This window comes from Pseudomonas sp. NPDC088890 (genome assembly GCF_044900155.1).
In the GTDB taxonomy this organism is placed as follows: Bacteria; Pseudomonadota; Gammaproteobacteria; order Pseudomonadales; family Pseudomonadaceae; genus Aquipseudomonas; species Aquipseudomonas urmiensis.
In genome coordinates, this window is sequence record NZ_JBJDNG010000011.1 from 26,851 (window position 1) to 51,501 (window position 24,651).

Annotated in this window: 23 protein-coding genes; 9 read left to right on the forward strand and 14 right to left on the reverse strand. The window is 61.3% G+C overall.

Annotated features, from left to right (window positions below; genetic code table 11):
* Positions 1–358: 358 nt before the first annotated feature.
* The 4 genes from ACI2JX_RS20570 to ACI2JX_RS20585 all read right to left on the reverse strand — a co-directional run bounded on the left by ACI2JX_RS20570 (position 359) and on the right by ACI2JX_RS20585 (position 2,322).
* On the reverse strand, positions 359–829 hold the full coding sequence (locus ACI2JX_RS20570) for an inhibitor of vertebrate lysozyme family protein (RefSeq protein ID WP_264234284.1): 471 nt from the start codon (positions 827–829) through the stop codon (positions 359–361).
* 3 nt (positions 830–832) lie between these two features.
* A complete protein-coding gene (locus ACI2JX_RS20575) occupies positions 833–994 on the reverse strand; it encodes a DUF1328 domain-containing protein (RefSeq protein ID WP_003252966.1) in 162 nt (53 codons plus the stop codon).
* A 42-nt stretch (positions 995–1,036) separates the two neighbouring features.
* Entirely contained in the window at positions 1,037–1,324 is a 288-nt protein-coding gene (locus ACI2JX_RS20580) for a hypothetical protein (protein ID WP_264234282.1), read from the reverse strand.
* Positions 1,325–1,500: 176 nt separating this feature from the next.
* The gene (locus ACI2JX_RS20585; RefSeq protein ID WP_264234280.1) at positions 1,501–2,322 is read right to left on the reverse strand and encodes a BON domain-containing protein; all 822 of its coding nucleotides are present in this window, start codon (positions 2,320–2,322) and stop codon (positions 1,501–1,503) included.
* Between the two features lie 209 nt (positions 2,323–2,531).
* Between ACI2JX_RS20585 and algB the strand changes: the two genes are divergently transcribed.
* Positions 2,532–3,878 carry a sigma-54-dependent response regulator transcription factor AlgB gene (gene algB, locus ACI2JX_RS20590; protein WP_264234278.1) on the forward strand — a complete coding sequence of 449 codons (1,347 nt, stop codon included), beginning with the start codon at positions 2,532–2,534 and terminating at the stop codon, positions 3,876–3,878.
* Positions 3,875–5,653, forward strand: coding sequence for a KinB sensor domain-containing domain (locus tag ACI2JX_RS20595; RefSeq protein WP_404690884.1), 1,779 nt, complete (start codon positions 3,875–3,877; stop codon positions 5,651–5,653). The genes algB and ACI2JX_RS20595 overlap by 4 nt, the downstream gene beginning before the upstream one ends.
* A gap of 219 nt (positions 5,654–5,872) precedes the next feature.
* On the opposite strand, the gene ACI2JX_RS20600 is transcribed toward ACI2JX_RS20595, so the two are convergent.
* From ACI2JX_RS20600 to ACI2JX_RS20630, 7 genes are all read right to left on the reverse strand, one after another.
* Positions 5,873–7,492, reverse strand: coding sequence for an EAL domain-containing protein (locus tag ACI2JX_RS20600; RefSeq protein ID WP_264234274.1), 1,620 nt, complete (start codon positions 7,490–7,492; stop codon positions 5,873–5,875).
* A gap of 75 nt (positions 7,493–7,567) precedes the next feature.
* Positions 7,568–8,344, reverse strand: a complete 777-nt coding sequence (locus tag ACI2JX_RS20605) for an N-acetylmuramoyl-L-alanine amidase (RefSeq protein WP_368973362.1) — start codon at positions 8,342–8,344, stop codon at positions 7,568–7,570.
* Between the two features lie 97 nt (positions 8,345–8,441).
* The gene (locus tag ACI2JX_RS20610) at positions 8,442–10,475 is read right to left on the reverse strand and encodes a diguanylate cyclase (protein ID WP_404690885.1); all 2,034 of its coding nucleotides are present in this window, start codon (positions 10,473–10,475) and stop codon (positions 8,442–8,444) included.
* Positions 10,476–10,503: 28 nt separating this feature from the next.
* Positions 10,504–11,358, reverse strand: coding sequence for an endonuclease/exonuclease/phosphatase family protein (locus ACI2JX_RS20615; RefSeq protein WP_186553205.1), 855 nt, complete (start codon positions 11,356–11,358; stop codon positions 10,504–10,506).
* A gap of 11 nt (positions 11,359–11,369) precedes the next feature.
* A complete protein-coding gene (gene dsbA, locus ACI2JX_RS20620; protein WP_264234266.1) occupies positions 11,370–12,005 on the reverse strand; it encodes a thiol:disulfide interchange protein DsbA in 636 nt (211 codons plus the stop codon).
* A gap of 219 nt (positions 12,006–12,224) precedes the next feature.
* Positions 12,225–12,842 (reverse strand): cytochrome c, encoded by a 618-nt coding sequence (locus tag ACI2JX_RS20625; RefSeq protein WP_186553203.1) that lies wholly within the window; start codon positions 12,840–12,842, stop codon positions 12,225–12,227.
* Between the two features lie 31 nt (positions 12,843–12,873).
* Entirely contained in the window at positions 12,874–13,149 is a 276-nt protein-coding gene (locus ACI2JX_RS20630) for a cytochrome c5 family protein (protein WP_225915747.1), read from the reverse strand.
* 211 nt (positions 13,150–13,360) lie between these two features.
* Here ACI2JX_RS20630 and yihA point away from each other — a divergent pair, with 211 nt between their 5' ends.
* On the forward strand, positions 13,361–13,993 hold the full coding sequence (gene yihA / locus ACI2JX_RS20635; protein WP_186553201.1) for a ribosome biogenesis GTP-binding protein YihA/YsxC: 633 nt from the start codon (positions 13,361–13,363) through the stop codon (positions 13,991–13,993).
* Positions 13,994–14,329: 336 nt separating this feature from the next.
* Here the strand turns inward: yihA and polA are convergent, their stop codons facing one another.
* The gene (gene polA / locus ACI2JX_RS20640; RefSeq protein ID WP_404690886.1) at positions 14,330–17,095 is read right to left on the reverse strand and encodes a DNA polymerase I; all 2,766 of its coding nucleotides are present in this window, start codon (positions 17,093–17,095) and stop codon (positions 14,330–14,332) included.
* Between the two features lie 75 nt (positions 17,096–17,170).
* Here polA and ACI2JX_RS20645 point away from each other — a divergent pair, with 75 nt between their 5' ends.
* Positions 17,171–17,458, forward strand: a complete 288-nt coding sequence (locus tag ACI2JX_RS20645) for a DUF2782 domain-containing protein (RefSeq protein WP_186553199.1) — start codon at positions 17,171–17,173, stop codon at positions 17,456–17,458.
* Between the two features lie 69 nt (positions 17,459–17,527).
* The gene (locus ACI2JX_RS20650; protein ID WP_404690887.1) at positions 17,528–18,478 is read left to right on the forward strand and encodes a homoserine kinase; all 951 of its coding nucleotides are present in this window, start codon (positions 17,528–17,530) and stop codon (positions 18,476–18,478) included.
* Positions 18,479–18,556: 78 nt separating this feature from the next.
* On the opposite strand, the gene ACI2JX_RS20655 is transcribed toward ACI2JX_RS20650, so the two are convergent.
* Positions 18,557–19,522: a zinc ABC transporter substrate-binding protein gene (locus ACI2JX_RS20655; protein WP_404690888.1), complete on the reverse strand. Its 966-nt coding sequence runs from the start codon at positions 19,520–19,522 to the stop codon at positions 18,557–18,559.
* A gap of 18 nt (positions 19,523–19,540) precedes the next feature.
* On the opposite strand from ACI2JX_RS20655, the gene zur reads away from it, so the two are divergent.
* The 4 genes from zur (at position 19,541) to ACI2JX_RS20675 (ending at position 22,406) form a co-directional block, all read left to right on the forward strand.
* Positions 19,541–20,026, forward strand: coding sequence for a zinc uptake transcriptional repressor Zur (gene zur / locus ACI2JX_RS20660; protein WP_186553196.1), 486 nt, complete (start codon positions 19,541–19,543; stop codon positions 20,024–20,026).
* Complete coding sequence (gene znuC / locus ACI2JX_RS20665) at positions 20,023–20,796, forward strand: zinc ABC transporter ATP-binding protein ZnuC (protein ID WP_186553195.1); 774 nt, start codon at positions 20,023–20,025, stop codon at positions 20,794–20,796. Before zur ends, znuC begins: the two co-directional genes overlap by 4 nt.
* A complete protein-coding gene (znuB, locus tag ACI2JX_RS20670) occupies positions 20,789–21,571 on the forward strand; it encodes a zinc ABC transporter permease subunit ZnuB (RefSeq protein ID WP_186553194.1) in 783 nt (260 codons plus the stop codon). The genes znuC and znuB overlap by 8 nt, the downstream gene beginning before the upstream one ends.
* 127 nt (positions 21,572–21,698) lie before the next feature.
* Entirely contained in the window at positions 21,699–22,406 is a 708-nt protein-coding gene (locus tag ACI2JX_RS20675) for a PA5502 family lipoprotein (RefSeq protein ID WP_186553193.1), read from the forward strand.
* 33 nt (positions 22,407–22,439) lie between these two features.
* Here ACI2JX_RS20675 and katE read toward each other — a convergent pair whose 3' ends face one another.
* Complete coding sequence (gene katE / locus ACI2JX_RS20680; RefSeq protein ID WP_404690889.1) at positions 22,440–24,584, reverse strand: catalase HPII; 2,145 nt, start codon at positions 24,582–24,584, stop codon at positions 22,440–22,442.
* Positions 24,585–24,651 lie beyond the last annotated feature (67 nt).

Here is a 24,651-nt window from a genome sequence, read left to right on the forward strand (position 1 = left end):
TAGTGCCAGACCCTAAAATAATTCGATGTACGGTCGAGACAAAATGTGTCTTGAAGGCAAATTCCTACAAGCGACACAAAGCCTTCTATATATAGGTGCTTCGGAAGTCAGGTCCGCTTCGGTGCTTGGCAGCCCCGAGCAACCTGATACTTCCGATGCCACCTTGCCTGACCCGGCCCGTGCTCGGAGGTACTCCCTGTACCCCTAGGCCACTCCGATCCTGCAACAATCAGAACAGCCCGGCCCCTTGGTCATGTGCCGCCCCTCCTCGGGGCTGCGCATCATAGAAGCCAGAACCATAGAAAGGTTCAGCTTCTATAGCGTTACAGTGACGTGAACCTTATGCGTACGCTGACGCCTAGTACCACTTCGGATCACGCTTGAGCTGCTCTTGCAGCATCGCCTTCATGCCGTCGTCCGGCTTGCCCAGCCAACGGTACTGCGCATGGCGGGTGGGCGACTTGTCGGTCGGCAATCCTTCTGGCACCTCTACCAGCATCCCGTAGGCATCGTCCTTGTCCCAGCTGAACGCCACGATCAGACGTTTATAGGTGCAGTTGTCGTCCGATTCACACAGAGGCCCGACCAAGTACTTGTCCCCATCCTCAGTCACTGCCGACATCTGTTCTTGCGAACTGCCGCTGAGGTTGATGACCCACTCGGGTAAACGCTCCTCGTCTTTGAGGGTGTCCTGCCAGGTCTCTCGGTATTCGGGGTCCGTGCCAAGCAACTGGCTGACACGAACCTGGCCGTCATTGGCCGCCATCGCCGCCGCGCTACCGCCCAGAATCAGGGCGGTAGCCAGGGCTTTGCAAAGCATCCGGCTCATGATCTAGCCCCTGCCGCGTCCGAAGAAGAAGGAAGCCACGAACAGCACCAGGAAGACGATGAACAGGATCTTCGCAATCCCCGTGGCAGCACCGGCGATACCACCGAAGCCCAGCACGGCAGCGACAATGGCGATAATCAGGAAAGTGATAGCCCAACTAAGCATGGTGGTTCTCCTTTCTTTTTTGAAATCGATCCGGCAGGTCGCTTAGAACACCCAGCGATCCTGCGGTACTACGTTTTCCAGAGTGGCCGGTGAGCTCGCCTTGGCGGTCGGCAGCGGGTCAGCTGCCCTGACCAAGGTGTTGGCACGGGTCGCCTGAATCTGCGTCAACAATGCCGTGTGCGCCGCCACTTGCTCGGCGAGCCGGGCGGTCTGCCAGCTGTAATAGAACTGGCCGGCGGCCAGGGTTACCAGCAGCGCCAGACCGAGAAGGAGGAACTGGCGCAGCGGCAAAGCGGTGGACTGTAAGCGGTTGACGGATTGGCGGTTCATGCCGGCTCCTCCTGCTGTGTTCTTATTCAAACTCTGAACAAGTAATTGCAGCCTGCATGCCAGCCTTACAAATTAATAAATATCCTTACAAATCAACAACTTACAAATACGAAAGGGTGTCTACAAGGACGTATCCTGCACGATGACCCTTTTGCCGTCGTGCGATTTGCACGACTTCAGCCCTCCACCTTGGTCGCGATCTTCAACAGGTCAGCATCTACGCCACGTACACCGATGATCTGCCGCGCGATCTCCACGGCGATGGTCTTCTGCTCGCTGCTGACCACCTCGCCCGATAGCCGGACCATTCCTTGCTCGCTGGCAACCTTGATGTTCAGCCCATCCAGATTACGGCTGAAGCGGTAGCTGCTTTGGATCTTGTCGAGGATCCAGCTATCACTGGGCTGCGGCCCCGTTGGCGCCCCTACGGGCGTCTCACGAGCCTTTGCCATGGCGGCGGTATCCAGGCTCACCAGGTTGTTGACCAAGTGAATACCATCGGTGGTCCGCGCCAGGACACCGGCAAGCTCCTTGGCTTCGACACTGTCGACCCGTCCGCGTAAAGTCACTACACCCTCGCGACTTTCCACCTCGATAGGGGCTTTTTGCGTGACCCGGCTCCATGCCAGGCGCGAGCGCACGATGGCCGCAAGCGTGGCATCCTCAAGCCGCTGCGCGTAGGCACGCAGCTCCAAGGGGCGCTCGACCAGCTCGGCATTGACCTGCAATTGGTTATCGACCTGCTCGATACCGCGGGTGGCCAGCGCCAGGTGTTCAGCCAATTGGCGCTCCACCTCGCTCTCGACCTCGCCCGTCAAGCGAGCGCGCGCGCCTTCAACATCGACTTCAATACGAAAGGGATTGAGCAAGCGGTTCAGCGACAGGGCGGTTTGCAGCCCTCCTTGTAGACGCGCGTCCTGGATCGGATCGGCCAAGGCCGGCGTGATAACCGACACCAGACTGGCCGCGAAAACGGCCATACGAGGGGAAAAGCGCATGACTGCACCTCCTTTTGTGACAAAGCTAAAGATCTTCGCAACCCGCGTGCCAGCTGATTTTCCTCCTAAAAACCCAATGTTTTCAGTTAGTTAGATAAAGAACCGGCCAATAGCTAGCATGCAAAGGACAGAATCCTTCAGAATTGACCATGCAACTTGCCCGATCTTTCCGACACTAATTGAGATCAATCCTAAAGGAGCGTAGGAAAATGGAATCTGCCCAGGACAACCAAGGCCGCATCCTGCTGGTGGACGACGAGTCCGCCATCCTGCGAACCTTCCGTTATTGCCTTGAAGATGAAGGCTACAGCGTAGCCACGGCCAACAGCGCCGTGCAGGCTGAGGCGCTGTTGCAGCGGCAGGTGTTCGACCTGTGCTTCCTCGATTTGCGCTTGGGTGAGGACAACGGTCTCGACGTACTGGCCCAGATGCGTATCCAGGCGCCGTGGATGCGAGTGGTCATTGTCACCGCCCATTCGGCGGTGGACACCGCGGTCGATGCGATTCAGGCCGGCGCCGCCGATTACCTGGTCAAACCCTGCAGCCCGGACCAATTGCGCCTGGCCACCGCCAAGCAACTCGAAGTGCGCCATCTGTCTGCTCGCCTCGAAGCGCTCGAAGGCGAAGTGCGCAAACCTAAAGACGGGCTCGATTCGCACAGCCCGGCCATGATGGCGGTGCTGGAAACCGCGCGACAGGTAGCCACCACCGACGCCAACATTCTCATCCTCGGCGAATCCGGCACCGGCAAAGGCGAGCTGGCCCGTGCCATCCACGGCTGGAGCAAGCGTGCACGCAAGGCTTGCGTGACCATCAACTGCCCGTCGCTGAACGCCGAACTGATGGAGAGCGAGCTGTTCGGTCACACCCGCGGCGCCTTCACCGGCGCCAGCGAAAGCACCTTGGGCCGAGTCAGCCAAGCCGACGGCGGCACGCTTTTTCTCGACGAGATCGGCGATTTTCCACTGGCTTTGCAGCCAAAGCTGCTGCGCTTCATTCAAGATAAGGAATACGAGCGGGTCGGCGATCCGGTCACCCGCCGCGCAGATGTACGCATCCTCGCCGCGACCAACCTCAACCTCGATGACATGGTCCGCGACGGACGCTTCCGTGAAGACCTGCTGTACCGCCTCAACGTCATTACCTTGCACCTGCCGCCACTGCGCGAACGCAGCGATGACATCCTGACGCTGGCCGAGCGCTTCCTCGCCCGCTTCGTCAAGGAGTACTCGCGACCGGCCCGGGTGTTCAGTGACGAAGCGCGCGCGGCGCTGCTCAACTACCGCTGGCCAGGTAACATCCGGGAGCTACGCAACGTGGTCGAGCGGGCCAGTATCATCTGCCCACAGGAGCGGGTCGAGATCAGCCACCTGGGCATGGCCGAACCCACCACCAACAATGCCCCGCGTATCGGCGCCGCGTTGAGCCTGGATGAGCTGGAACGGGCGCACATCGGTGCAGTGCTGGCTTCCAGTGACACCCTCGATCAAGCAGCGAAGACACTCGGCATCGACGCCTCGACGCTGTACCGCAAGCGCAAGCAATTCAACCTATGAAGTGGCCGATGAAGCTGCGCACGCGGCTTTTCCTGAGCATCTCGGCATTGGTCACGGTGGCTTTGCTTGGGCTGTTGCTGGGGTTGGTCAGCGTATTGCAGATGGCCACGGTGCAGCAGCGCTTGGTGCGCGATACCACCCATACCCTCGAGGTCGGGCTCAAGCTTAGGCAAAACCTGGGTGAGCAGTTGACCCTGATCCTCGATCAGGACACCGCGCCCAATAGCCTGGTGACCTTGCAGGAGCAGTTCCAGAGCTTGCTCAACCAAGGGTTGGAGCAGGGTGGCGAGCGCACCGGTTTCAGTAAGGCCAGCAGTAACTACCAGACCTTCTTGCAGGCCTACCGCGATAGCCCCGCTCCCTCGCGCAGCATGGGTTCCGATCAGCCTTTGGGCGCGGCGTTCAACCAGGTGCGCGTCGACCTGATCGACTCCCACAAACAGGCGTTGGAGCACATCACTCGCAGCGAGGAGCATACCCGTGACCGCGCCCTCTTGGTCAGCGGCCTGCTGGGCCTGATGGGCCTGGCGGTGCTGGTCCTGGGGTTCGTCACCGCACACAACATCGCCCGCCGCTTCGGCCAGCCGATCGAAGCCTTGGCCAAGGCTGCCGATGAGGTCGGCCAAGGTAATTTTGATGTCACCCTGCCGGTTACCCAGGCCACTGAACTCAACCAGTTGACCCGCCGCTTCGGGATGATGGCCGATGCCTTGCGCAAGCACCAGGCCACCAATATCGATGAGGTGCTGGCTGGCCAGCAACGCTTGCAGGCGGTGCTCGACAGTATCGATGACGGCCTGCTGATCATCGATCGCCAAGGCCGCCTGGAGCACCTCAACCCAGTTGCCCAACGGCAGCTGGGCTGGGACAGCAGCCGGCTCGGCACGGGCCTGGCCGAGGCGTTGCAACGTCCAGAACTGGAGCAGCAACTGCGCCAGGTCCTGCGTGGCGGCAGCCTGGATCGCCCGCCGGATGACTTGAGCATCGATATCGAGGAAGAAACCCGCCTGCTGACTTACAGCCTGACCCCGGTCAGCCATCCCCAAGGGCCAATCCTCGGTGCTGTGATGGTGCTGCACGATGTCACCGAACAACGTGCCTTCGAGCGGGTGCGCAGTGAATTCGTCTTGCGTGCCTCGCACGAACTGCGCACCCCGGTCACCGGAATGCACATGGCCTTTGGCCTGCTGCGCGAGCGGGTCAAGTTCCCGCCTGAAGCCCGCGAGAACGACCTGCTCGACACCATCGGCGAAGAAATGCAGCGCCTGACCCAGTTGATCAACGACCTGCTGAATTTCTCTCGCTACCAGAGCGGGCTGCAAAAACTGGAGCTGGCTCACTGTGCCGTCGACGATCTGCTCGAACGCGCCCAAGGACGTATCGCACCACAGGCAGCCGACAAGCAGATCGACTTGCTGATCGAGCTTGAGCAGCCCCTGCCGCGTATCCAGGCCGACACCGCCCAGCTCGATCGAGTGCTGGACAACCTGTTGCACAACGCCGTGCGCCACACGCCCAGCGGGGGGCGCATCCGCCTGCATGCGCGACGTCATGGCGAGCGGGTGATCGTCAGTGTCGAGGATAATGGCGAAGGTATCGCCTATGGCCAACAAGGGCGGATTTTCGAGCCGTTCGTGCAGGTAGGACGCAAGAAAGGTGGCGCTGGGCTGGGCCTGGCGCTATGCAAAGAGATCGTCCAGCTGCATGGTGGCCGCATGGGGGTGTTTTCGCGGCCAGGGCAGGGGACGCAGTTCTATATGGCGTTGCCGGTCTGAGTCGTTGGTTGCTCAAACACTTCTGCTGGCTGTTCCGGCCTCTTCGCGGGCAAGCCCGCTCCCACAGGGATCTCCACTACCCCTGTCGGAGCGGGCTTGCCCGCGAAGAAGCCAGAACAGACACAACACAGGTAGATAATCCCCGCAGAACCTGTAGGAGCGGGCTTGCCCGCGAAGAGGCCGGTGCAGTCAGCGAATCGCTACAAGGCCACCCACAAATCAAGGCTCATCATCAATCCGCCGAGCACTTACCCGCCGCCCACGAGTTATCAACTCGGCAAACTGCCGGGCATTGAGCGGATGGGCAAACAACCACCCCTGCCCATAATTGACCCCCTCACTGTTGAGCAGTACCGCCTGGTCCTCACATTCGATACCTTCGGCAATCACCCGCAAATGCAGGTCATGGGCCATGCGGATAATATGCGGCGCCACGCCGCTGCTCGCCGCATCATGGCCCAGCGCATCGATAAAGGCCTTGTCGATCTTCAAACAATCCACCGGCAAGGTCTGCAGGTAGGCAAGGCTGCAGTAGCCCGTGCCGAAATCGTCAATCAGTACCTGATGGCCGACGGCGCGCAATGCCTGCAAATTGTCTCGTGCCACCACTACATCGATCAGGCCCCGCTCGGTCACCTCGAAAGCGATCTGACTGGCGGGCACCCGGTGGTGAGCCAGCAGCCGGGCTGCCACCCCACCAATGCGCGGCACCATCACATCGCAGGCTGCCAGGTTCACCGAGATATATAAGTTGCGGTTGGCCCGCAGCAGTTGACCCAGTTGCTCCAATACCCGCTGCAGGACGAAGTCGGTGATCTGACGGATCTGCCCGGTATTCTCCGCCAGCGGGATGAACAGATCCGGGCTGGTCAGGGTGCCATCGGGCCTGCGCCAGCGCACCAGAGCCTCGGCGCCGACACAGCGCCGACTGTCCAGCTCGAATATCGGCTGGTAGAGCACCTGCAGCTCGCCTTTGCGCAGCGCATTCTGCAGCTCGGAGCTCATCGAGCGGCGTTGCAGGATCAACTGCAGCACCAGCCAGCCAATGCAGCACGCCACCAGCACGCTGCCTGGGAACAATAGCCAGAGCACGCCGTTCATCTTCAGAGGCAAACTGGCGCGAGGGGCAATCAGCACTAACTGGTAATCAGGGGACTTGGTCGGCATGCGGTAGATCAGCCGGTCACTGAGCTCAGATAAAGCCTTGTCCGAGGGTGGCGGCCAATCGGCGACTGGCGGCCAGGGTTGCGCCGGCCCCAGCACCGGAATGGCGCGACGCCCGTGATCCAATACCACCAGCAGGCTCCCGCCGGGCGGTAGGTCAACCACATCGGTGAGGTGACCACGGGAAGTAGAAACCAAAAAATTACCGCGCCCGAGCATGAGCGCAGCGAGGTTCTCGTCGGGCTCGGCAGTGGTATTGAGCCAGTAGCTGTAAGTCGGACCGCGAATATCCGGGGGGCGAAAAGGCTCGATGTTACTTACCCCACCACGGCTAGAGCAGGCGACATTGCCCTGCACATAGGCCGCTTCGTAAATGAACCGCGAACTCAGGCCTACTTGCTGCAATGCCGCCAAGGTTGTCGAGTCGCACCCACGCAAAGGCAGGGAGTGCAATTGATCGACCCCTTGGCGTAACTGACCGAAGACTTGCTCCAGACGCTCCAGAAAGCGCTCGCCCTGGGCGTTCATCTGCGCGCTCTCGCTTTCCTTCATTTGTTGCAGCGCCACACCCACGCTGCCTGCCAGCAACAGCACGGCGCTAGCCAGGGCAGCTAGCGCTGCCAGCAGCCAGGGGCGGTGGAGAATTTGGCGCAACCCAACGAGGAAGGCTGACATCGGATATATCCAGTTGATTACCAAGAGGTATAGCAACGGAATGGTCAGTCGGCACGGCCGTTGGGCGCGCAGGGTTCAACGCTTTTGGTTGAGCACCTGCAACATCGCCGCGGTTTGCGCATCCGGCATGCCATCGAACCGCTGCGGGCGGAAGCGCATCTGGAAGGCCGCCAGCACATGCCGAGTCGCTACATCCAGCTCGCCGGTCTGTTCGATGGAGTAGCCAAAGCGCAGCAACTGTTGCTGATACCAGGTAATCGATGGCGGATTGACCTCGAAGTACGCCCGCTGCCGCGCGACTGCGTTGGCTTCAGGCCAAATGCCCAAGCCTGCATCTGCCAAGCGTTTCCATGGGAACAGCGGCCCCGGATCGAGCTTGCGCAAGGGCGCGATGTCGCTGTGCCCGATGATGTAGCGCGGCTGGATGTGGTTGCGCTTGACGATATCCTGGAGCAACGCGATGAGCGCCTGGATCTGCGCTTCGCTGTAGGGGTGCCAGACCCGACCATTGGGTGTGTCGGTGAACCCCGGGTTGACGATCTCGATGCCGATGGAGCTTGAATTGAGCCAGGTGCGACCGTCCCATTGGCTATCGCCGGCATGCCAGGCACGTTTGCTCTCGTCGACCAACTGATAAACCGTGGCCGGACCATCGCCGATCAGGTAGTGGCTGCTGACCTCGCCGTGAGTCAATAAGGCCAACGAGCGTTCGAGTGAGGCATTGGTGTAATGCAGGACGACGAATTGGATGCGCTCGTCCTGGTTCGCCGAGACATGGCTGCGGTCGATGCGCAGGCCGCTGCTGCAACCCGCCAGGGCCAAGAGAAGCAAAGCTGTGAAGAGTGTTTTCATTAAAGGGGAGCACGTCATAAGAGAGTCGACATCGTTGCTACAGTATAACGTGCTCCCCCCTAATCGCTTGTAGGAAAGACCATCAGCAAATTGTTACTTAAGCCTGCTCGACCCGATTGCGTCCCAGATCCTTGGCTCTATACAAGGCTTCGTCGGCGCGCTTGAGCACCTGATCGCTACGCTCACCGGTGCGGAAAGCGCTGACCCCGATGGAGGCGGTAATCACCACCCGCTCACCCTTGAAATGGAAGGGGCATGCTTCGATGGCAGCGCGCAGGGTTTCAGCCACCTGCGCGCCTGCAGCCGGTGAAGTTTGCGGCAATAGCAGGACAAACTCTTCACCGCCAAAGCGTGCGATGAAGTCGCGGCCACGCAGGCGCTTGCGTAACTGGTCGGCGACGATCTTCAACACCTTGTCGCCGGCCAGGTGGCCATAGCCGTCATTGATGCGCTTGAAGTGGTCAAGGTCGAGGATGGCCATCAGCAAGTGGCCGCCGTTTTCCTGCCAATCCTGCACTTCGCGCTCGACCTGTTCTGACCACGCGGCGCGGTTGGGCAGCCCGGTTAGGGGATCGATCAGGGCTTTCTGGCGTTGCTCCTCAAGGTGCTCGCGATACCCCAGGGCTTCCTGTTCCATGTTCGCCACCCGCTCGGCCAAGCCATGCAGGCGTCCAGCCAGTTCCTGCTCGCGGCGGTCACGCTGGTGCTGGTGATCGTCGATGGTCACCAGCAAGCCTTCGAGGCGATTGTCCAGAATGTGCTTGAGGCTATCGAGATCAGCGGCACCCTGGACGCTGCTTTGCAGACCATCGACCTGTTCGCGCAACTGGCTGTCCAGCTCACGCGCCGCAGTACTGTTGTCGGCATGCCCGGCACTGGCTTCGTGCAAGTGGCTCTGGAAGGTCTCGAGGCGCTCGTTGAGCTGTTGCAAGTAGGCCTCGAATTCATGCTGGCCGCTGTCGGTGATGGCCAGCATGAGTACCGCCAGATCATCCAGCACCGGAATCAGTTCGTACCAGTTCAGCCCACGCGCCACGCGCTCACGCATTTCCAGCGCCTGTGCCTTGTGCCGCTCCGGCAGGCTCAGGTCATCGAGCAGGCCAATCAAGGTTTGCTCGATATGCGCAGCGACTTGGCTGTAGGGTGGCTCGACAGCGTTAGGCAGGGCATAAGGGCCATCCTCACCGTCGAGCAGTTCGACTTGCTCCGGCGCCGCCTCTGGCTGTGGCTCTATCGCGCTGAGTTCGTCAGGCTCTGCTTGAGCCAGTACCGCTTGCTCTGGCTCATTTGGCTCCTGGCTGGCAATGACGGGAGCAGGCTCGGCATCAGGCCCCTCAACCAGCGCCGGCTGCGACGGCTCCAGCAGCAACGCCTGCACCACTTCTGCCGTGGGCGCCTCTGCGTGCTCCTCAGTGATCACTGGTTTGGCTGCAATCGGATCCACAGGCTCTGGCGCAGCGGCCATGATTGCAGGTACCGAGGGCTGAAGCACTTCGCCTTTGACGGGCTGCAGAGCAGACTCGCTCTCGACAGCAGGCTCTGCCAAGGCTGGCGTTGGAACCGGTGCAGGCTGGGGCGATTCTGCGTGTTCCGGCCGAGACTCTTGTTCAGCTTTACCGAAAAGCCGCTGCAAAAAGCCGGGGCGAGCCTCTTCTTCCGGGCTCTGCAGCAGGGTCAGGGCTCGGCCCTGCAAACCACTGAGCTCAGCAAGCAGGGGCGGCAACTCGCGCGATTGGCTGACACCACCATCGAGTTTCTTCGCCAGTTTTTTCAGTGGCCGAGCGACATCACCGGACAGCGGCAGGGCCTGGAGCTGAGTGACTAGCGCGGTCAGCGCATCGCTAACCTGGTTCATGCGGGTTTCGCGACGCTGCTCGGAGTCGAGCACCGCTTTTTCCAGACGCGGAATCAGGTTGGCAAGCCCCGCGTCCATGTTGTCGCTACGGATGACCTCGCGCATTTCCTTCATGCACTGGTCCACCGCCTTGTCGCTGCCCTCGGCGGCCAAGGTACTGCGCACCAGGCCACGACGCAGCAAGTCGAGACGGGCATCCCACCGGCGCTCGAGTTTTTCCTGCTGTTCGATGCTTTTTAAGTATTTTTCTTTCCAGCGCTCGGCGTCTTCGGTCATGCCTGGGTCCACTGCGGGGTGATGGCAATTAGCTCAAGACCGGCAGCGTATCCACAGTCAATGCGTCAGGCAATCGAATCTCGACGGCAACGGGAAGGTGATCGGAAATCGGCTGCGCCAGCACCTCGACCCGCTCCAAGGTCAGGCTTGGACTGAGCAGGATGTGGTCCAGGCAGCGCTGCGGGCGCCAACTTGGGAAGGTGGCCTCGACTTGCGGTGCAATCAGGCCTAGATCGCGCAGCGGCGAGTGTTCGAGCAAGTCGTTGGCATGGGTGTTCATGTCCCCCATCAGCACCTGATGACGGTAGCCGCCAATCAGCTCGCGGATGTAGCTCAATTGCAGGGCGCGGGTCTTGGCTCCGAGAGCCAGGTGCATCATCACCACGATCAGCGCGTCCTTGCCCTCGCCGAACTGCACCAGGATCGCACCTCGACCGGCAGGGCCGGGCAGGGGATGGTCTTCCAGGTGCTGGGGCTTGAGGCGGCTGAGTACGCCGTTGCTGTGCTGGGCGAAACGCCCGAGGTTGCGATTGAGCTGCTGATACCAGTAGGGGAACGCCCCCAACTGGGCCAGGTGCTCGACCTGGTTGACGTAGCCCGAGCGCAGGCTGCCGCCATCGGCTTCCTGAAGGGCGACCAGGTCGAAGTCACTGAGCAGCGCACCGATCTTCTGCAAGTTGCCAGCACGCCCGTTATGCGGCAGCAAATGCTGCCAGCTGCGGGTCAGGTAGTGCCGGTAGCGTTCGGTGCTAATGCCCACCTGGATATTGAAACTGAGCAGCCGCAGTCGACCATCCTCAGGCAGGCCAGGGGCCTGCAGGTGATGCTCGTTGACCTGCGGCTGGTGCAGGCCAACCCCCCGGGTGGAGCGCAAGCGAGCCATGAGTTCGCCGCTTACTTAGCGGCGCGCTCCTTGGCGATCAGTTGGTCGGCGACGTTCAGCACGCCTTCCGGACCGCCGGCAGTACCCAAATCGAAGCGGTATTTACCGTTGACCACCATGCTCGGTACGCCGGTGATTTCGTACTTCTTCGCCAGTTCCTTGGCCTGGTTCACTTGGCCCTTGATCGCGAAGGAGTTGAAGGTGGCGAGGAACTTGTCCTTGTCCACGCCCTGGGTGGCGAGGAACTCGGCCATGTCCTCAGGCTTGACCAGTTGCTTGCGCTGGTTCTGGATCGCGTCGAAGACAGCGGCGTGCACCTTGTGCTCGACGCCCATGGCTTCAAGGGTCAGGAACATCTGGCCGTGGGCGTCCCAAGGGCCGCCGAACATGGCTGGAACGCGCTTGAAGTTGACGTCCGCTGGCAGTTTTTCAGCCCACGGATTGACGGTCGGTTCGAAGTGATAGCAGTGCGGGCAGCCGTACCAGAACAGCTCGACGACTTCGATCTTGCCTGGCTGGGAAACCGGAACAGGGTTGCTCAGCTCGATATATTCCTTGCCCGCTGTTGCAGGCTCGGCGGCCTGGACGGCGGTCATACCGAATACGCTGGCGGCGACCAGCGCAGCGCTGAGAATCAGTTTACGCATGCTTTACTCCTGAGCAGTCATTGGTCGCCTCGACGCGACCGGTGCTGTGACAGGTCGGGAAGGGCTTGAGTTCTGTAGTGTAACGGCTACGGACAAAAAAAAGGGCGGTGTGGGCCGCCCTTTCATCTTTAGCCATCGACCATTAACTGAGTGTTAAACACTTAGGTTGCCGGGGCCGCGCTGCACGACGGTCTGCAAAGCAGCCCTAAGGACATTGCCTCAGTGCAACCCTTGGATATAGCTGGCCAGGGCGTCGATGTCCTTGTTGCTCAGCTTGCCGGCGATAGACCGCATGGTCATCGCGTCGCCATCGTTGGTGCGGTTGCCCTCACGGAAATCTGTGAGCTGCTTGGTCACGTACTGGGCATGCTGGCCGCTCAGGTGGGGGAAGCCGGCCAAGGCGATGCCGGCGCCGTTCGGCGAGTGGCAGCCAGTGCAGGCAGGCATGCCTTTTTCCAGATCGCCGCCATTGAACAGCGCACGACCGCGTTCGACCAGTTTCGGATCGGCAGCGCCGACACTGCCCTTCTGGCTGGCGAAATAAGCGGCGATGTCGGCAAGATCCTGCTCGTTGAAAGGCTCGAGCATGCCGGTCATCTCCAGCACCGTACGCTTGCCAGACTTGATGTCGTGCAGTTGCTTCTCAAGGTATCGCTGGCCTTGGCCGGCGAGTTTGGGGAAGTTCGGCGCCAGGCTGTTGCCGTCAGGGTTGTGGCAGGCACCACAGACGGCAGTTTTCGCCTGACCGGCGGCGGCATCGCCTTTGATAGGGTCCGCAGCATTGGCCGCACCTGCAACCCCCATGGTCAACAGCAGACTCACGAATAGTTTGTTCATCAGCTAATCCAACACGGCTAAGGGTGAAATGTTATGTATCGGGACTACCGGTCATCCAGAGGATGACCAAACGGTAGTCCTCGGCACTGCAGTCCATGCACAATCCACGCGGCGGCATAGCCTTGAAACCCCGAGTAACATTCGCTACCAGTACCTCCATACCCTGCGCCAGCCTTGGCTCCCAAGCTGCCGAGTCACCCTTCTTGGGTGCCTGAGGCAGTTGTCCGGCGTGACAGGCAGCGCAGCTGCGGTTGTACAACGCCTCGGGATCCTGTGTAGCCTGTGCGCTGAAAAACGGTAGGAACATACCGACAGCCAATAGCCATTTCGCCTTGCGCAACGACCTTTCAGGGTTGGGGGCCGCGCTGCGTTCTATTGCGCGAGCTAATGTTCGACACCCCATGTGCGCTCTCCTTCGCTGGGAGAATGCACACACAAAAACTGGGGCATTATATACTTCCGTCCTCCAAACGGAAACGACACTGCCTGGATTAGGCAACACCCACATCGGATATCCCATGCAAGTCAAGAACCCCATCCTCGGCCTCTGCCAGAAAGCCACATTCGCCCTTAGCGCTGCCAAGGTCGAACAATGCCCGGAAGACCAGGGTTACGAGGTGGCTTTCGCCGGCCGTTCCAACGCCGGTAAATCCAGCGCCCTCAACACCCTGACCCATGCCAGCCTGGCGCGTACCTCGAAAACCCCAGGGCGCACCCAGCTGTTGAATTTCTTCAGTCTGGACGATGAACGGCGATTGGTCGACTTGCCGGGCTACGGTTATGCAAAAGTCCCGATTCCGCTCAAGCAGCACTGGCAGCGTCACCTCGAAGCCTACCTGGGCGGACGTGAGTGTCTGAAAGGGATCATCCTGATGATGGACGTGCGCCATCCAATGACCGACTTCGACAAGATGATGCTCGACTGGGCCAAGGCCAGCGGCATGCCCATGCACATTCTGCTGACCAAGGCCGACAAGCTGACCTTTGGTGCGGCGAAGAACACGCTGCTCAAGGTGCAAGCCGAGATTCGCAAGGGCTGGGGCGACGCGGCGACCATCCAGTTGTTCTCGGCACCCAAGCGCCAGGGGCTGGAAGAGGCCTATGCTGTATTGGCAGGGTGGATGGAGCTGGAAGACAAGCCGGCGGAGTGATTTAGATTTTTGGGGCTGCGAAGCGGCCCCCACGCTGTGAAATCCTGAATCGCAGGCAAAAAAAACCCCGGACTTCATATGGGGAGGGGGAAGTCTGGGGTTCAAGTCTGGACCGCTAGGGCGGGGTCCAGGTATCTGCCAACACTTAACACAACATAGGAGCATCGAAAGGCTTCACCAGCCATTCAGTTACTCTGAGTTCCGCTTCACCGGTTTAGTTCCGAAGCTCTGGAAACTATTTGCGATAGTTTCATGAAACTCCCGTTCTAATGGCACCAGGCCAGCGTCGGATCCGCGACACTACAGCGCAGATCCTACACATCTTTCCTACGCCGTTTAGTGAGCTTCGTCCCAATTCGAGCCAACACCTACTTCGACCAGCAACGGCACGTCGAGCTGCGCGGCATTGCTCATGTAAGGGCGAATTTGCTCCTTCACCTGCTCGACCAGGTCTTCGCGCACTTCCAGCACCAATTCATCGTGCACCTGCAGGATCACTCGAGCATCCAGGCCGCTGCCACTCAACCAGCCATCCACCGCGACCATGGCGCGCTTGATGATGTCTGCCGCCGTGCCCTGCATCGGCGCATTGATCGCCGTGCGCTCGGCACCTTTGCGCAGCGCCGGGTTTTTCGCGTTGATGTCCGGCAGGTACAGGCGACGGCCGAACAGGGTTTCGACGAAGCCCTGTTCGGCGGCCTGGGCGCGAGTGCGCTCCATGTAGGCCAGCACCCCAGGGTAGCGGGCGAAGTAACGATCGATGTAGTCCTGCGACTGTTTGCGATCGACGCCAATCTGCTTGGCCAGGCCGAAGGCGCTCATGCCATAGATCAGGCCGAAGTTGATCGCCTTGGCGCTGCGACGCTGGTCGGTGGTAACAGCCGCCAGATCCACGCCAAACACTTCCGCAGCCGTCGCCCGGTGCACGTCGAGGTCATTGCGGAAGGCATGCAACAGGCCTTCGTCCTTGGCCAGGTGGGCCATGATGCGCAGCTCGATCTGCGAATAGTCGGCAGCCAACAGCTTGTAGCCGGGGCTGGCCACGAACGCCTGGCGAATACGCCGGCCTTCGGCAGTCCGAATCGGGATGTTCTGCAAGTTTGGGTCGTTCGACGACAAACGCCCCGTGGCCGCCACCGCCTGCTGATAGGAGGTGTGGATGCGCCCAGTGCGCGGGTTGATCTGGTGCGGCAGCTTATCGGTGTAAGTGTTCTTCAGCTTGCTCAGACTGCGGTACTGCATCAGTACCTTGGGCAGCGGGTAATCCTGCTCAGCCAGCTCGGCCAGCACGGCTTCGGCGGTCGAAGCCTGGCCCTTGGTGGTCTTGCTCAGCACCGGCATGCCCAGCTTGTCATACAGAATCACGCCAAGCTGCTTGGGTGAGCCCAGGTTGAACTCTTCACCGGCCAAGGCAAAGGCTTCGCGCTCCAGCTCATCCATCTTCACGCCCAGCTCGCCACTCTGGATCGCCAGCAAGTTGGCATCGACCAGCGCGCCTTGGCGCTCGATCTTGGCCAAGACCGGCACCAGCGGCATTTCGATGTCCATCAATACCGGCTGCACGCTAGGCGTCTTGGCCAGGCGTGCCTGCAACGCCTGGTGCAGGCGCAAGGTGATGTCGGCATCTTCGGCGGCGTACGGCCCGGCCTTGTCCAGATGAATCTGGTTGAAGGTCAGCTGCTTGGCACCTTTGCCGGCGATGTCTTCGAAGGCAATGGTGGTGTGGTCCAGATACTTCTGCGCCAGGCTATCCATGTCGTGCCGGGTAGCGGTGGAGTTGAGCACGTAGGATTCGAGCATGGTGTCGTAAGCCACCCCGCGCATGTCGATGCCATGCGCCTGGTCGCCACCAATCGCGCAGTTGGCCAGGATATTGATGTCGTACTTGGCGTTCTGGCCGATCTTGCCCTTGGTCGGGTCTTCCAGCAGCGGCTTGAGCGCCAGCAGTACAGCGTCGCGATCCAGTTGGACCGGGGCGCCTTCGTAGTCATGGGCCAGCGGCACATACGCGGCCACGTGCGGTTCCACCGCGAACGACAGGCCGACCAGCTTGGCCTGCTGAGCATCGAGGCTGGTGGTTTCCGTGTCGAAGGCAAACAGTGATGCCTGGCGCAGTTTCTCCATCCACAGGTCGAAACGCGCCTGATCGAGGATGGTTTCGTATTGCGGCTCGACCTTGGCCTGCGGTTCTTCAACTGGCGTAATCACTTCGCCAACCTTGACCGCATCGCGCTGGACTTCGGCGATCCAGCTTTTGAACTCCATCTCGGTGTACAGCGCCAGCAAGGCTTCGCGGTCCGGTTCGCCACACACCAGCGCATCGACTTCGATATCCAGCGGCACGTCGACCTTGATGGTCGCCAGTTCATACGACAGGAACGCCGCGTCGCGATGCTCCTCAAGCTTGGCCGGCAGGCCCTTGGCGCCGCGAATTGGCAAGGCAGGGACCTTGTCGAGGTTGTCGTAGACTTCGCGCAGGCCGCCGCCGATCCCGGTCAGCAGGCCCACGGCGGTCTTCTCGCCAACGCCTGGAACGCCAGGAATGTTGTCGACCTTGTCGCCCATCAGCGCCAGGAAGTCGATGATATGTTCCGGGCCAACGCCAAATTTCTCGTGCACGCCAGGAATATCCAGCACGCTACCGGTCATGGTGTTGACCAGGGTAATGTGCCCGTCCACCAATTGGGCCATGTCCTTGTCGCCGGTCGAAATGATCACCGGACGGCCAGCGGCCGCACTGCTGCGGGCCAGGGTGCCGATCACGTCATCGGCCTCGACGCCTTCTACGCACAGCAGCGGATAGCCCAGCGCCTTGACGCTGGCGTGCAGTGGCTCGACCTGCACGCGCAGGTCATCCGGCATGCTTGGGCGGTTGGCCTTGTACTCGGCGAACATGGCGTCGCGGAAGGTCCCGCCCTTGGCGTCGAAGACCACCGCGAACAAGCTGTCAGGGTATTGCTTGCGCAGGCTCTTGAGCATGTTCAGCACGCCCTTGACCGCGCCAGTCGGCAGACCTTTGGACGTGGTCAGCGGCGGCAGCGCGTGAAAGGCGCGGTAGAGGTATGAAGAACCGTCCACCAGGACGAGAGGCGCTTGGCTCATGAGGAGAATCAACCTTTTCGGCGGGTCCGGCGCTAGAATAGCCGGAGTCATTGACGACAAAGGGACAAGGTTATCATGCGGACACTCAATCGCCTGTTACTGCTCGGCCTTCTGGCAACCACGCCTATCGTCACCCAGGCGGCGGACGACGCCCCATCGGCAGATCCCGATGTGACCATTCGCACGGAAGGCGATCGAACCATTCAGGAGTACCGTCAAAACGGCTTCCTGTATGCGATCAAAATTACGCCGAAAAACGGCAAACCTTATTTCCTGGTACGCGCCGACGGCTCCGACGGCAATTTCATTCGATCCGACCAGCCGGACATGCTGATTCCGTCGTGGAAGATCTTCGAGTGGTAATCTGACGCGTACCGTTCACATCAACCTGGCACTTCCCGGCGGAAGTGCCCGCATGGGCAACTTTTCATCATGTCAGTTTTCACCCCTGTGTCCCGGCCCGAGCTGGAAACCTTTCTGGCGCCGTATGAGCTGGGCCGTCTGCTCGACTTCCAGGGCATTGCCGCCGGTACCGAGAACAGCAACTTCTTCGTCAGCCTCGAACAGGGTGAGTTCGTGCTGACGCTGATCGAACGCGGCCCTGCCGAAGACATGCCGTTCTTCATCGACCTGCTCGATGTGCTGCACCAGGCCGACATGCCAGTGCCTTACGCCGTGCGTGATCGCGAGGGCAATGGCCTGCGCGAGCTCAACGGCAAGCCGGCACTGTTGCAGCCACGACTGTCGGGCAAGCACATCAAAGTGCCGAACAATCAGCACTGTGCTCAAGTTGGCGAATTGTTAGCGCACATTCACCTGGCTACTCGCGACAACACCCTGGAGCGCAAGACCGACCGAGGTCTGGACTGGATGCTGGAGTCTGGCGCCGAGTTGATTTCGCACCTGAGCGAGGCGCAACAGCGCCTGTTGCAGCCTGCACTGGATGAGATCGCCGCGCACAAGGCGCAGATCCTCGCGCTACCACGGGCCAACCTGCACGCTGACCTGTTCCGCGACAACGTGATGTTCGAAGGCACTCACCTGACGGGGCTGATCGACTTCTACAACGCCTGCTCGGGGCCGATGCTGTATGACATCGCCATTACCGTGAATGACTGGTGCCTGGATGATGAGTCCGGCATCGACCTGCCACGGGCACAGGCGCTGCTGGGGGCCTACGCCGGGCTGCGGCCGTTCACTGCGGCGGAAGCCGAGTTGTGGCCGGTGATGCTGCGGGTGGCCTGCGTGCGCTTCTGGCTGTCGCGCCTGATCGCAGCCGAGTCGTTTGCCGGGATGGATGTGATGATCCACGACCCGAGCGAGTTCGAGGTGCGACTGGCGCAGCGTCAGCAGGTGGCGTTGAAATTGCCGTTCGCGCTGTAAAGCCAGTGGCCTAATCGCGGGGCAAGCCCGCTCCCCTGCATGGGAGCAGGCTTGCCCCGCGATAGCGTCAGCACTGGATCACAATTGCTCCAGGCACCCCGTCAGATCGCTGCCCAGCTTCTCCAGCAAGCGCTCATAGCCCTTGCCATCCACTGGGTCGGTGCCACCCAGAGCATCCAGCTCGGCCAGGCGCACCGGTAACCCGGCAGTCAGCGTCTCAGCCAACCGGGGGCGCAGCGGCGGCTCGCTGAACACACACGTCTTGCCCACTTCCTGCAGGCGCTTGCGCATCGCTGCAACGTGCTGCGCCCCTGGCTGCACTTCCGAGGCAACGCTAAACACCCCAGTGTGCTTGAGGCCATAGTTGGCCTCGAAGTAGTCGAAGGCCTCGTGGAACACGAAGTACGGCTTGTTGGCAACACCAGCCACGCGCGCCTTGATACGCTGGTCCAACGCGTCCAGCCGCTCGACGAAGGCTTTGAGGTTGCCCTGGTAACGCGCCGCATTGGCTGGATCGACCTTGGCCAGGTCTGCAGCCATCTTCGCGGCAATCACCCGCGCATTGACCGACGACAACCACAAATGGGCATCCAGGCTGCCTGGGCGGTGGTCATGGTCGTGATCGTCATGGTCGTCGTGCCCACCTTCATCGTGCGAATGGCTGTCCTCGCCAAAGTGGCGCAGTTGCATGCCGGCCAGCGACTGCACGGCAACGCTTGGCTTGCTGCGGGCGTTGAGGACGCGCGGCAGGAAGTTTTCCATGTCCGGGCCGATCCAGTACAACAGGTCCGCATCGCCCACGCGCCGTACGTCGGAAGGGCGCAAGGCATAGTGGTGCGGCGAGGCGCCAGGCGGCAGCAGCACGTCAGGGCTGCCGACGCCGTCCTGCACCGCCGCGGCAATCTGCTGCAGGGGCTTGATGCTGGTCAGCACGCGGACGTCAGCCTGGGCAGAACAGGCGATAAAAGCGACAAAAAGGACAAGGAAACGGGGCACGGTGAATACTCGACTTGTCAGAAACAGGTAACATAATAACGTCTCCATTCAGAACCGTCGCCGCTCATGTCCATCACGCCGCTGGCTCACCGTCCCCACGACCATTCCCATTGCGTGCACAGCGCCCTGGCCGAAGCTGATGCCATCTGCATCCGCCAAGGCCTGCGCCTGACCGCCTTGCGCCGCCGGGTGCTGGAGCTGGTTTGGCAGAGCCACAAGCCGCTGGGCGCCTACGACATCCTCGCCGTACTCAGTGAGCAGGACGGCCGCCGCGCGGCGCCACCAACCGTGTACCGGGCGCTGGATTTTCTCCTGGAAAACGGCCTGGTGCACCGCATCGCCTCGCTCAACGCCTTTATCGGCTGCAGCCATCCTGAGCACGCGCACCAGGGTCAGTTCTTGATCTGCCGCGCATGTCACGTGGCCATCGAGCTTGAGCAAGACAGCATCAGCGGCGCCATCGTCGCCAGCGCCAAGGCAGTCGGTTTCAGCGTCGAAACCCAGACCGTGGAAGTGGTGGGCCTGTGCGGCAACTGCCGAGGCGCGGCATGAGCGATGCACTGATCCGCCTCGAACAGGTCGGGGTCACGTTCGCAGGCGAAGCGGTTCTGGACAACATTGACCTGGCAGTGGCGCCTGGCCAGATCGTCACCCTGATCGGCCCCAATGGCGCCGGCAAGACCACCCTGGTGCGTGCCGTGCTGGGCCTGCTCAAGCCCCATCGGGGCAAGGTCTGGCGCAAGCCCAAGCTGCGCATCGGCTACATGCCGCAGAAGATCCAGGTCGACCCGACGCTGCCGCTGTCGGTACTGCGCTTCTTGCGCCTGGTGCCCGGTGTAGACCGCGCGGCAGCCGTTTCAGCGTTGCAGGAAGTGGGCGCCGAACAGGTCATCGACAACCCGATCCAGAACATCTCCGGTGGTGAGATGCAGCGTGTGCTGCTGGCCCGGGCGCTGCTGCGCGAGCCGCAACTGCTGGTGCTCGACGAGCCGGTGCAGGGCGTCGACGTGGTCGGCCAGACCGAGCTGTACAACCTGATCACCCGCCTGCGCGACCGCCACGGCTGCGGCGTGCTGATGGTCTCGCACGACCTGCACCTGGTGATGAGCACCACCGACCAGGTGGTCTGTCTGAACCGCCATGTGTGCTGCTCGGGCCATCCGGAGCAGGTCAGTGGCGACCCAGCCTTCGTCGAGCTGTTCGGCCAGAACGCACCTAGCCTGGCGATCTACCACCACCATCACGATCACAGCCACGACCTGCATGGCTCGGTGGTCGCCCCCGGCACCCATGTTCACGGAGAGCACTGCAAGCATGGCTGATTTTCTTCTCTACGCCCTGCTCGCGGGACTGTCCTTGGCTGTGGTGGCCGGCCCCCTGGGGTCTTTCGTGGTCTGGCGGCGGATGGCCTACTTCGGCGATACCCTGTCCCACGCCGCTTTACTCGGGGTAGCACTGGGTTTCGTGCTGGACGTGAGCCCAGCGTTGGCGGTGACGGTTGGCTGCCTGCTGCTGGCGATCCTGCTGGTGACTCTGCAACAACGTCAGCCGCTGGCCTCCGACACCTTGCTCGGCATTCTCGCACCCAGCACCTTGTCGCTGGGCCTGGTGGTGCTGAGCTTCATGCACGATGTGCGCATCGACCTGATGGCCTATCTGTTCGGCGACCTGCTGGCGATCAGCCCGACTGACCTGGGCTGGATCCTCGGCGGCAGTGCGCTGGTCCTGCTGCTGCTCGGCGCACTGTGGCGGCCACTCTTGGCGATCACCGTGCACGAGGAGTTGGCAATGGTCGAAGGCCTGCCGGTGGCGGCCCTGCGCATGGCGCTGATGCTATTGATCGCGGTCGTGATTGCCGTGGCGATGAAGATCGTAGGCGTGCTGCTGATCACCTCGTTGCTGATCATTCCAGCGGCTGCGGCGCAGCGTCACGCCCGCTCGCCCGAGCAGATGGCGCTGGGCGCCAGCCTGCTGGGGATCACGGCGGTATGCGGCGGCCTGGCGATGTCCTGGTTCAAGGACACCCCGGCCGGCCCATCGATCGTGGTCTGCGCGGCGGTGCTATTCTTGCTGAGCCTGGCGGTGCCGAAGCGCTGAAAATCTGGGTGCGCGCAGGCGCATCCTGCAACCTTTTCGCGGGTAAAGGGTCTGTAAGACTTGTTTTCGAGCGTGCGCACCTGGGTGTAGACTTGCTCGCTTTTTGCGCAAATAGAGAGTCGCAGGAATGAAGCCGTTCGCCTCCCGTTATCTGCTTGTTGCCGTGTTTTCGTTGTTCCTGGCCGCGTGCTCCAGCGCCCCGGTCGAACAATCGACCGCGCCTGCCCAGCCTGATGCCTGGGGGCAACTGGAGCAGAGCATTGCCAGCAACGAGCTGGCCACAGCCGAAGATCAGTTGACCGCCTTGCAGGCGCAGTCGCCTGACGATGCCCGTGTTGAGCAGTATCAGCGACAATTGGCCGAAGCCTATCTGCGTCGTAGCCAGATCGTGCTGCAAAAGGGCGATGTCAATGCTGCCGCCACCGCCCTGGCGCGGGCGCGGGCACTGATGCCGCGGGCACCTGCAATCACTGGCGGTGATGCCGTAGCCCAGGCGCGCAAGGCTGAACTCGAGCGCGCGGAAGCAGCGCTCAAGGCCGCTGAGGCCAAGCCCAAGGCACGAGTGATCGACCCCTCTGCGCCAAGCACCGTGGTGGCGCTGAAGACCACCGACAGCCGCGCCATGCGTCGCCAGCTCGATGATATTGCCGCGGATGTGGTGAATTATCAGTGCGACGTGGTCTTCCAGGTGCCGCGCACTGACGATGCGCCTTGGTTGAAAACCTTGCTGGAAAAGCGCGTGCGCAAGCTCGACAGTGGCTTTGAGCTGAAGCAGAAGCATGAAATTCAGCGCTCGCTGCCGGCGCAGGTAGTTCTAGTACCGCATCAGGGTTGAGGGTTTTGGGGCCGCTTTGCGGCCCCAAAATTCTCACGCCGGAACAGATTCAGCGGCCGCCTCGCGCTCCCAGACTCGATGCCCTTCCACTGCCTTGACGAAGGCATCGACTGCTTTCTGATCATCTCCCACCAGCAACCCCTTGTCTTCCTTGAGCCCCAGCTTGTCCAGCAATGCCTTGGCCTCCTTAGCCACGCCTATCGCCTTCAGGTGCTTATAGGCCTCAAGCAGGTAATGCTTGGCCAGGCCACTTTCACCCAGCGCTTGCAGCGAAGCCTTGCCCGCCGGTAGCAAAACCCCATCGACCAGCACCGACGGCATTCCCTCCATCGACGCATCCACCGCCAGCGCCTTGCCATCGGCAGTCTTCACTGGCGCCGAACTCGGCCCCAACAACAACGGCCGGGCACTTTGCGCTTCCAGCGCTTTGACCAACCTGTCGACATCCGCGCCATCGACCCCATCGGCCACCAGCAGGGCGATCTTGCGCCCCTTGATCCCCACGCTGCCCGGGTGATTCATCTGGCTCAACGCCGGCGATTTGGCCAATTTCGACCCCTTGACCTGCACCGTGCCCTTCTTCGGCGCCGGCAAACCCAGGTTGGCCGCCACTGCCGCAGCCAACTTCAGATCGATGTTGGCGAGAATCTCGTTCACCTCGCGCGCTCGAATATGCTCGCGCTCAACTTTGCCCAATTCAAAGCTGTAGGCCTTGATGATGTGCTGTTGCTCATGCGCGCTCATGCTCTGGAAGAACAACCGCGCCTGCGAGAAGTGATCGCTGAACGAGTCACTGCGTTGGCGGATCTTGTTGGCGTCGATACGCTCCTGATAGCTCTCGAAGCCGCCATCTTGCGGGGCAGGTGGGGTTTCCTTAGGCCAGCCGCCGTCGATGCTGTTGGGCTCGTAGGAGGCGCGCCCCTTGTCGATGGTCATGCGGTGCAAGGCATCGCGCTGACCGTTGTGATTGGGCGCAACCGGGCGGTTGATTGGGATTTCATGGAAGTTCGGCCCACCCAGGCGGCTGATCTGGGTATCGGTGTAGGAGAACAGCCGGCCCTGCAGCAACGGGTCGTTGGTAAAGTCGATACCCGGCACGATGTGTCCGGGGCAGAAGGCGATCTGCTCGACCTCGGCAAAGAAATTATCCGGGTTGCGGTTGAGCACCATCTTGCCCAGCGGGGTCACCGGCACCAGCTCTTCGGGGATGATCTTGGTCGGGTCGAGCAGGTCGAAGTCGAATTTGTGCTCATCCGCTTCCGGCACGATTTGTACGCCTAGCTCCCACTCTGGATAGTCACCCGTTTCGATCGCTTCCCACAGGTCACGGCGATGGTAGTCGGTGTCTTTGCCTGCCAGTTTTTGCGCTTCGTCCCACAATACCGAGTGCACACCCTGACGCGGCTTCCAGTGGAATTTGACGAAGCTGGCCACACCCTCGGTATTGATCAGGCGGAAGGTATGCACGCCAAAGCCTTCCATCATTCGCAGGCTGCGCGGGATGGCGCGGTCAGACATGGCCCAGATGACCATGTGCGCCGACTCCGGCACCAGCGAGACGAAGTCCCAGAAGGTGTCGTGGGCCGAGCCTCCAGTGGGGATTTCGTTGTGCGGTTCAGGCTTCACCGCATGGACAAAGTCGGGAAACTTGATCGCATCCTGGATAAAGAACACTGGCATGTTGTTGCCAACCAGGTCGAAATTGCCCTCATCGGTGTAGAACTTCACGGCAAATCCGCGCACGTCGCGCACCGTGTCGCCAGAGCCACGCGGCCCCTGCACCGTGGAAAAGCGCACGAATACAGGGGTGATTTTCTCTGGATCGCGCAGGAACCCAGCCTTGGTCAGCTCGGCATGGTCGCCATAGCTCTGAAAGTAACCATGCGCACCGGTGCCACGGGCGTGGACGATACGCTCGGGAATGCGCTCATGGTCGAAGTGGGTGATCTTCTCGCGCATGATGAAGTCTTCGAGCAGCGAAGGCCCGCGCGCGCCGGCTTTGAGAGAGTTCTGGTTGTCGGCTATCTTCACCCCCTGATTGGTGCGTAACGCCTCGCCGGTAGCATCGCCACGGAAGTTTTCCAGGCTCTGCAATTTGGCATTGGTGTTGGCGCGGTCGGGGGTCTGGGTGCCGGCGAGCTGGCTTTCACGGGGGGCGTCGGGGTTCTTGCTGGGCATCTTCGGCTCTCCTCATCAGTCTTCAGGCTGCCCTTACGGGCTTGTTCTAGTAGTGACTGGAGGGGGG

Bases quoted from the DNA above. Each gene is read 5' to 3' on its own strand.
- ACI2JX_RS20585 (WP_264234280.1), bottom strand. From the start codon at position 2,322: ATGCGCTTTTCCCCTCGTATGGCCGTTTTCGCGGCCAGTCTGGTGTCG.
- ACI2JX_RS20625 (WP_186553203.1), bottom strand. From the start codon at position 12,842: ATGAACAAACTATTCGTGAGTCTGCTGTTGACCATGGGGGTTGCAGGT.
- polA (WP_404690886.1), bottom strand. From the start codon at position 17,095: ATGAGCCAAGCGCCTCTCGTCCTGGTGGACGGTTCTTCATACCTCTAC.
- znuB (WP_186553194.1), top strand. From the start codon at position 20,789: ATGGCTGATTTTCTTCTCTACGCCCTGCTCGCGGGACTGTCCTTGGCT.
- dsbA (WP_264234266.1), bottom strand. From the start codon at position 12,005: ATGCGTAAACTGATTCTCAGCGCTGCGCTGGTCGCCGCCAGCGTATTC.
- ACI2JX_RS20630 (WP_225915747.1), bottom strand. From the start codon at position 13,149: ATGTTCCTACCGTTTTTCAGCGCACAGGCTACACAGGATCCCGAGGCG.
- ACI2JX_RS20580 (WP_264234282.1), bottom strand. From the start codon at position 1,324: ATGAACCGCCAATCCGTCAACCGCTTACAGTCCACCGCTTTGCCGCTG.
- yihA (WP_186553201.1), top strand. From the start codon at position 13,361: ATGCAAGTCAAGAACCCCATCCTCGGCCTCTGCCAGAAAGCCACATTC.
- zur (WP_186553196.1), top strand. From the start codon at position 19,541: ATGTCCATCACGCCGCTGGCTCACCGTCCCCACGACCATTCCCATTGC.
- ACI2JX_RS20605 (WP_368973362.1), bottom strand. From the start codon at position 8,344: ATGAAAACACTCTTCACAGCTTTGCTTCTCTTGGCCCTGGCGGGTTGC.
- ACI2JX_RS20570 (WP_264234284.1), bottom strand. From the start codon at position 829: ATGAGCCGGATGCTTTGCAAAGCCCTGGCTACCGCCCTGATTCTGGGC.
- ACI2JX_RS20615 (WP_186553205.1), bottom strand. From the start codon at position 11,358: ATGGCTCGCTTGCGCTCCACCCGGGGGGTTGGCCTGCACCAGCCGCAG.
- algB (WP_264234278.1), top strand. From the start codon at position 2,532: ATGGAATCTGCCCAGGACAACCAAGGCCGCATCCTGCTGGTGGACGAC.
- ACI2JX_RS20610 (WP_404690885.1), bottom strand. From the start codon at position 10,475: ATGACCGAAGACGCCGAGCGCTGGAAAGAAAAATACTTAAAAAGCATC.
- znuC (WP_186553195.1), top strand. From the start codon at position 20,023: ATGAGCGATGCACTGATCCGCCTCGAACAGGTCGGGGTCACGTTCGCA.
- ACI2JX_RS20645 (WP_186553199.1), top strand. From the start codon at position 17,171: ATGCGGACACTCAATCGCCTGTTACTGCTCGGCCTTCTGGCAACCACG.
- ACI2JX_RS20575 (WP_003252966.1), bottom strand. From the start codon at position 994: ATGCTTAGTTGGGCTATCACTTTCCTGATTATCGCCATTGTCGCTGCC.
- ACI2JX_RS20655 (WP_404690888.1), bottom strand. From the start codon at position 19,522: ATGGAGACGTTATTATGTTACCTGTTTCTGACAAGTCGAGTATTCACC.
- ACI2JX_RS20595 (WP_404690884.1), top strand. From the start codon at position 3,875: ATGAAGTGGCCGATGAAGCTGCGCACGCGGCTTTTCCTGAGCATCTCG.
- ACI2JX_RS20600 (WP_264234274.1), bottom strand. From the start codon at position 7,492: ATGTCAGCCTTCCTCGTTGGGTTGCGCCAAATTCTCCACCGCCCCTGG.
- ACI2JX_RS20675 (WP_186553193.1), top strand. From the start codon at position 21,699: ATGAAGCCGTTCGCCTCCCGTTATCTGCTTGTTGCCGTGTTTTCGTTG.
- ACI2JX_RS20650 (WP_404690887.1), top strand. From the start codon at position 17,528: ATGTCAGTTTTCACCCCTGTGTCCCGGCCCGAGCTGGAAACCTTTCTG.
- katE (WP_404690889.1), bottom strand. From the start codon at position 24,584: ATGCCCAGCAAGAACCCCGACGCCCCCCGTGAAAGCCAGCTCGCCGGC.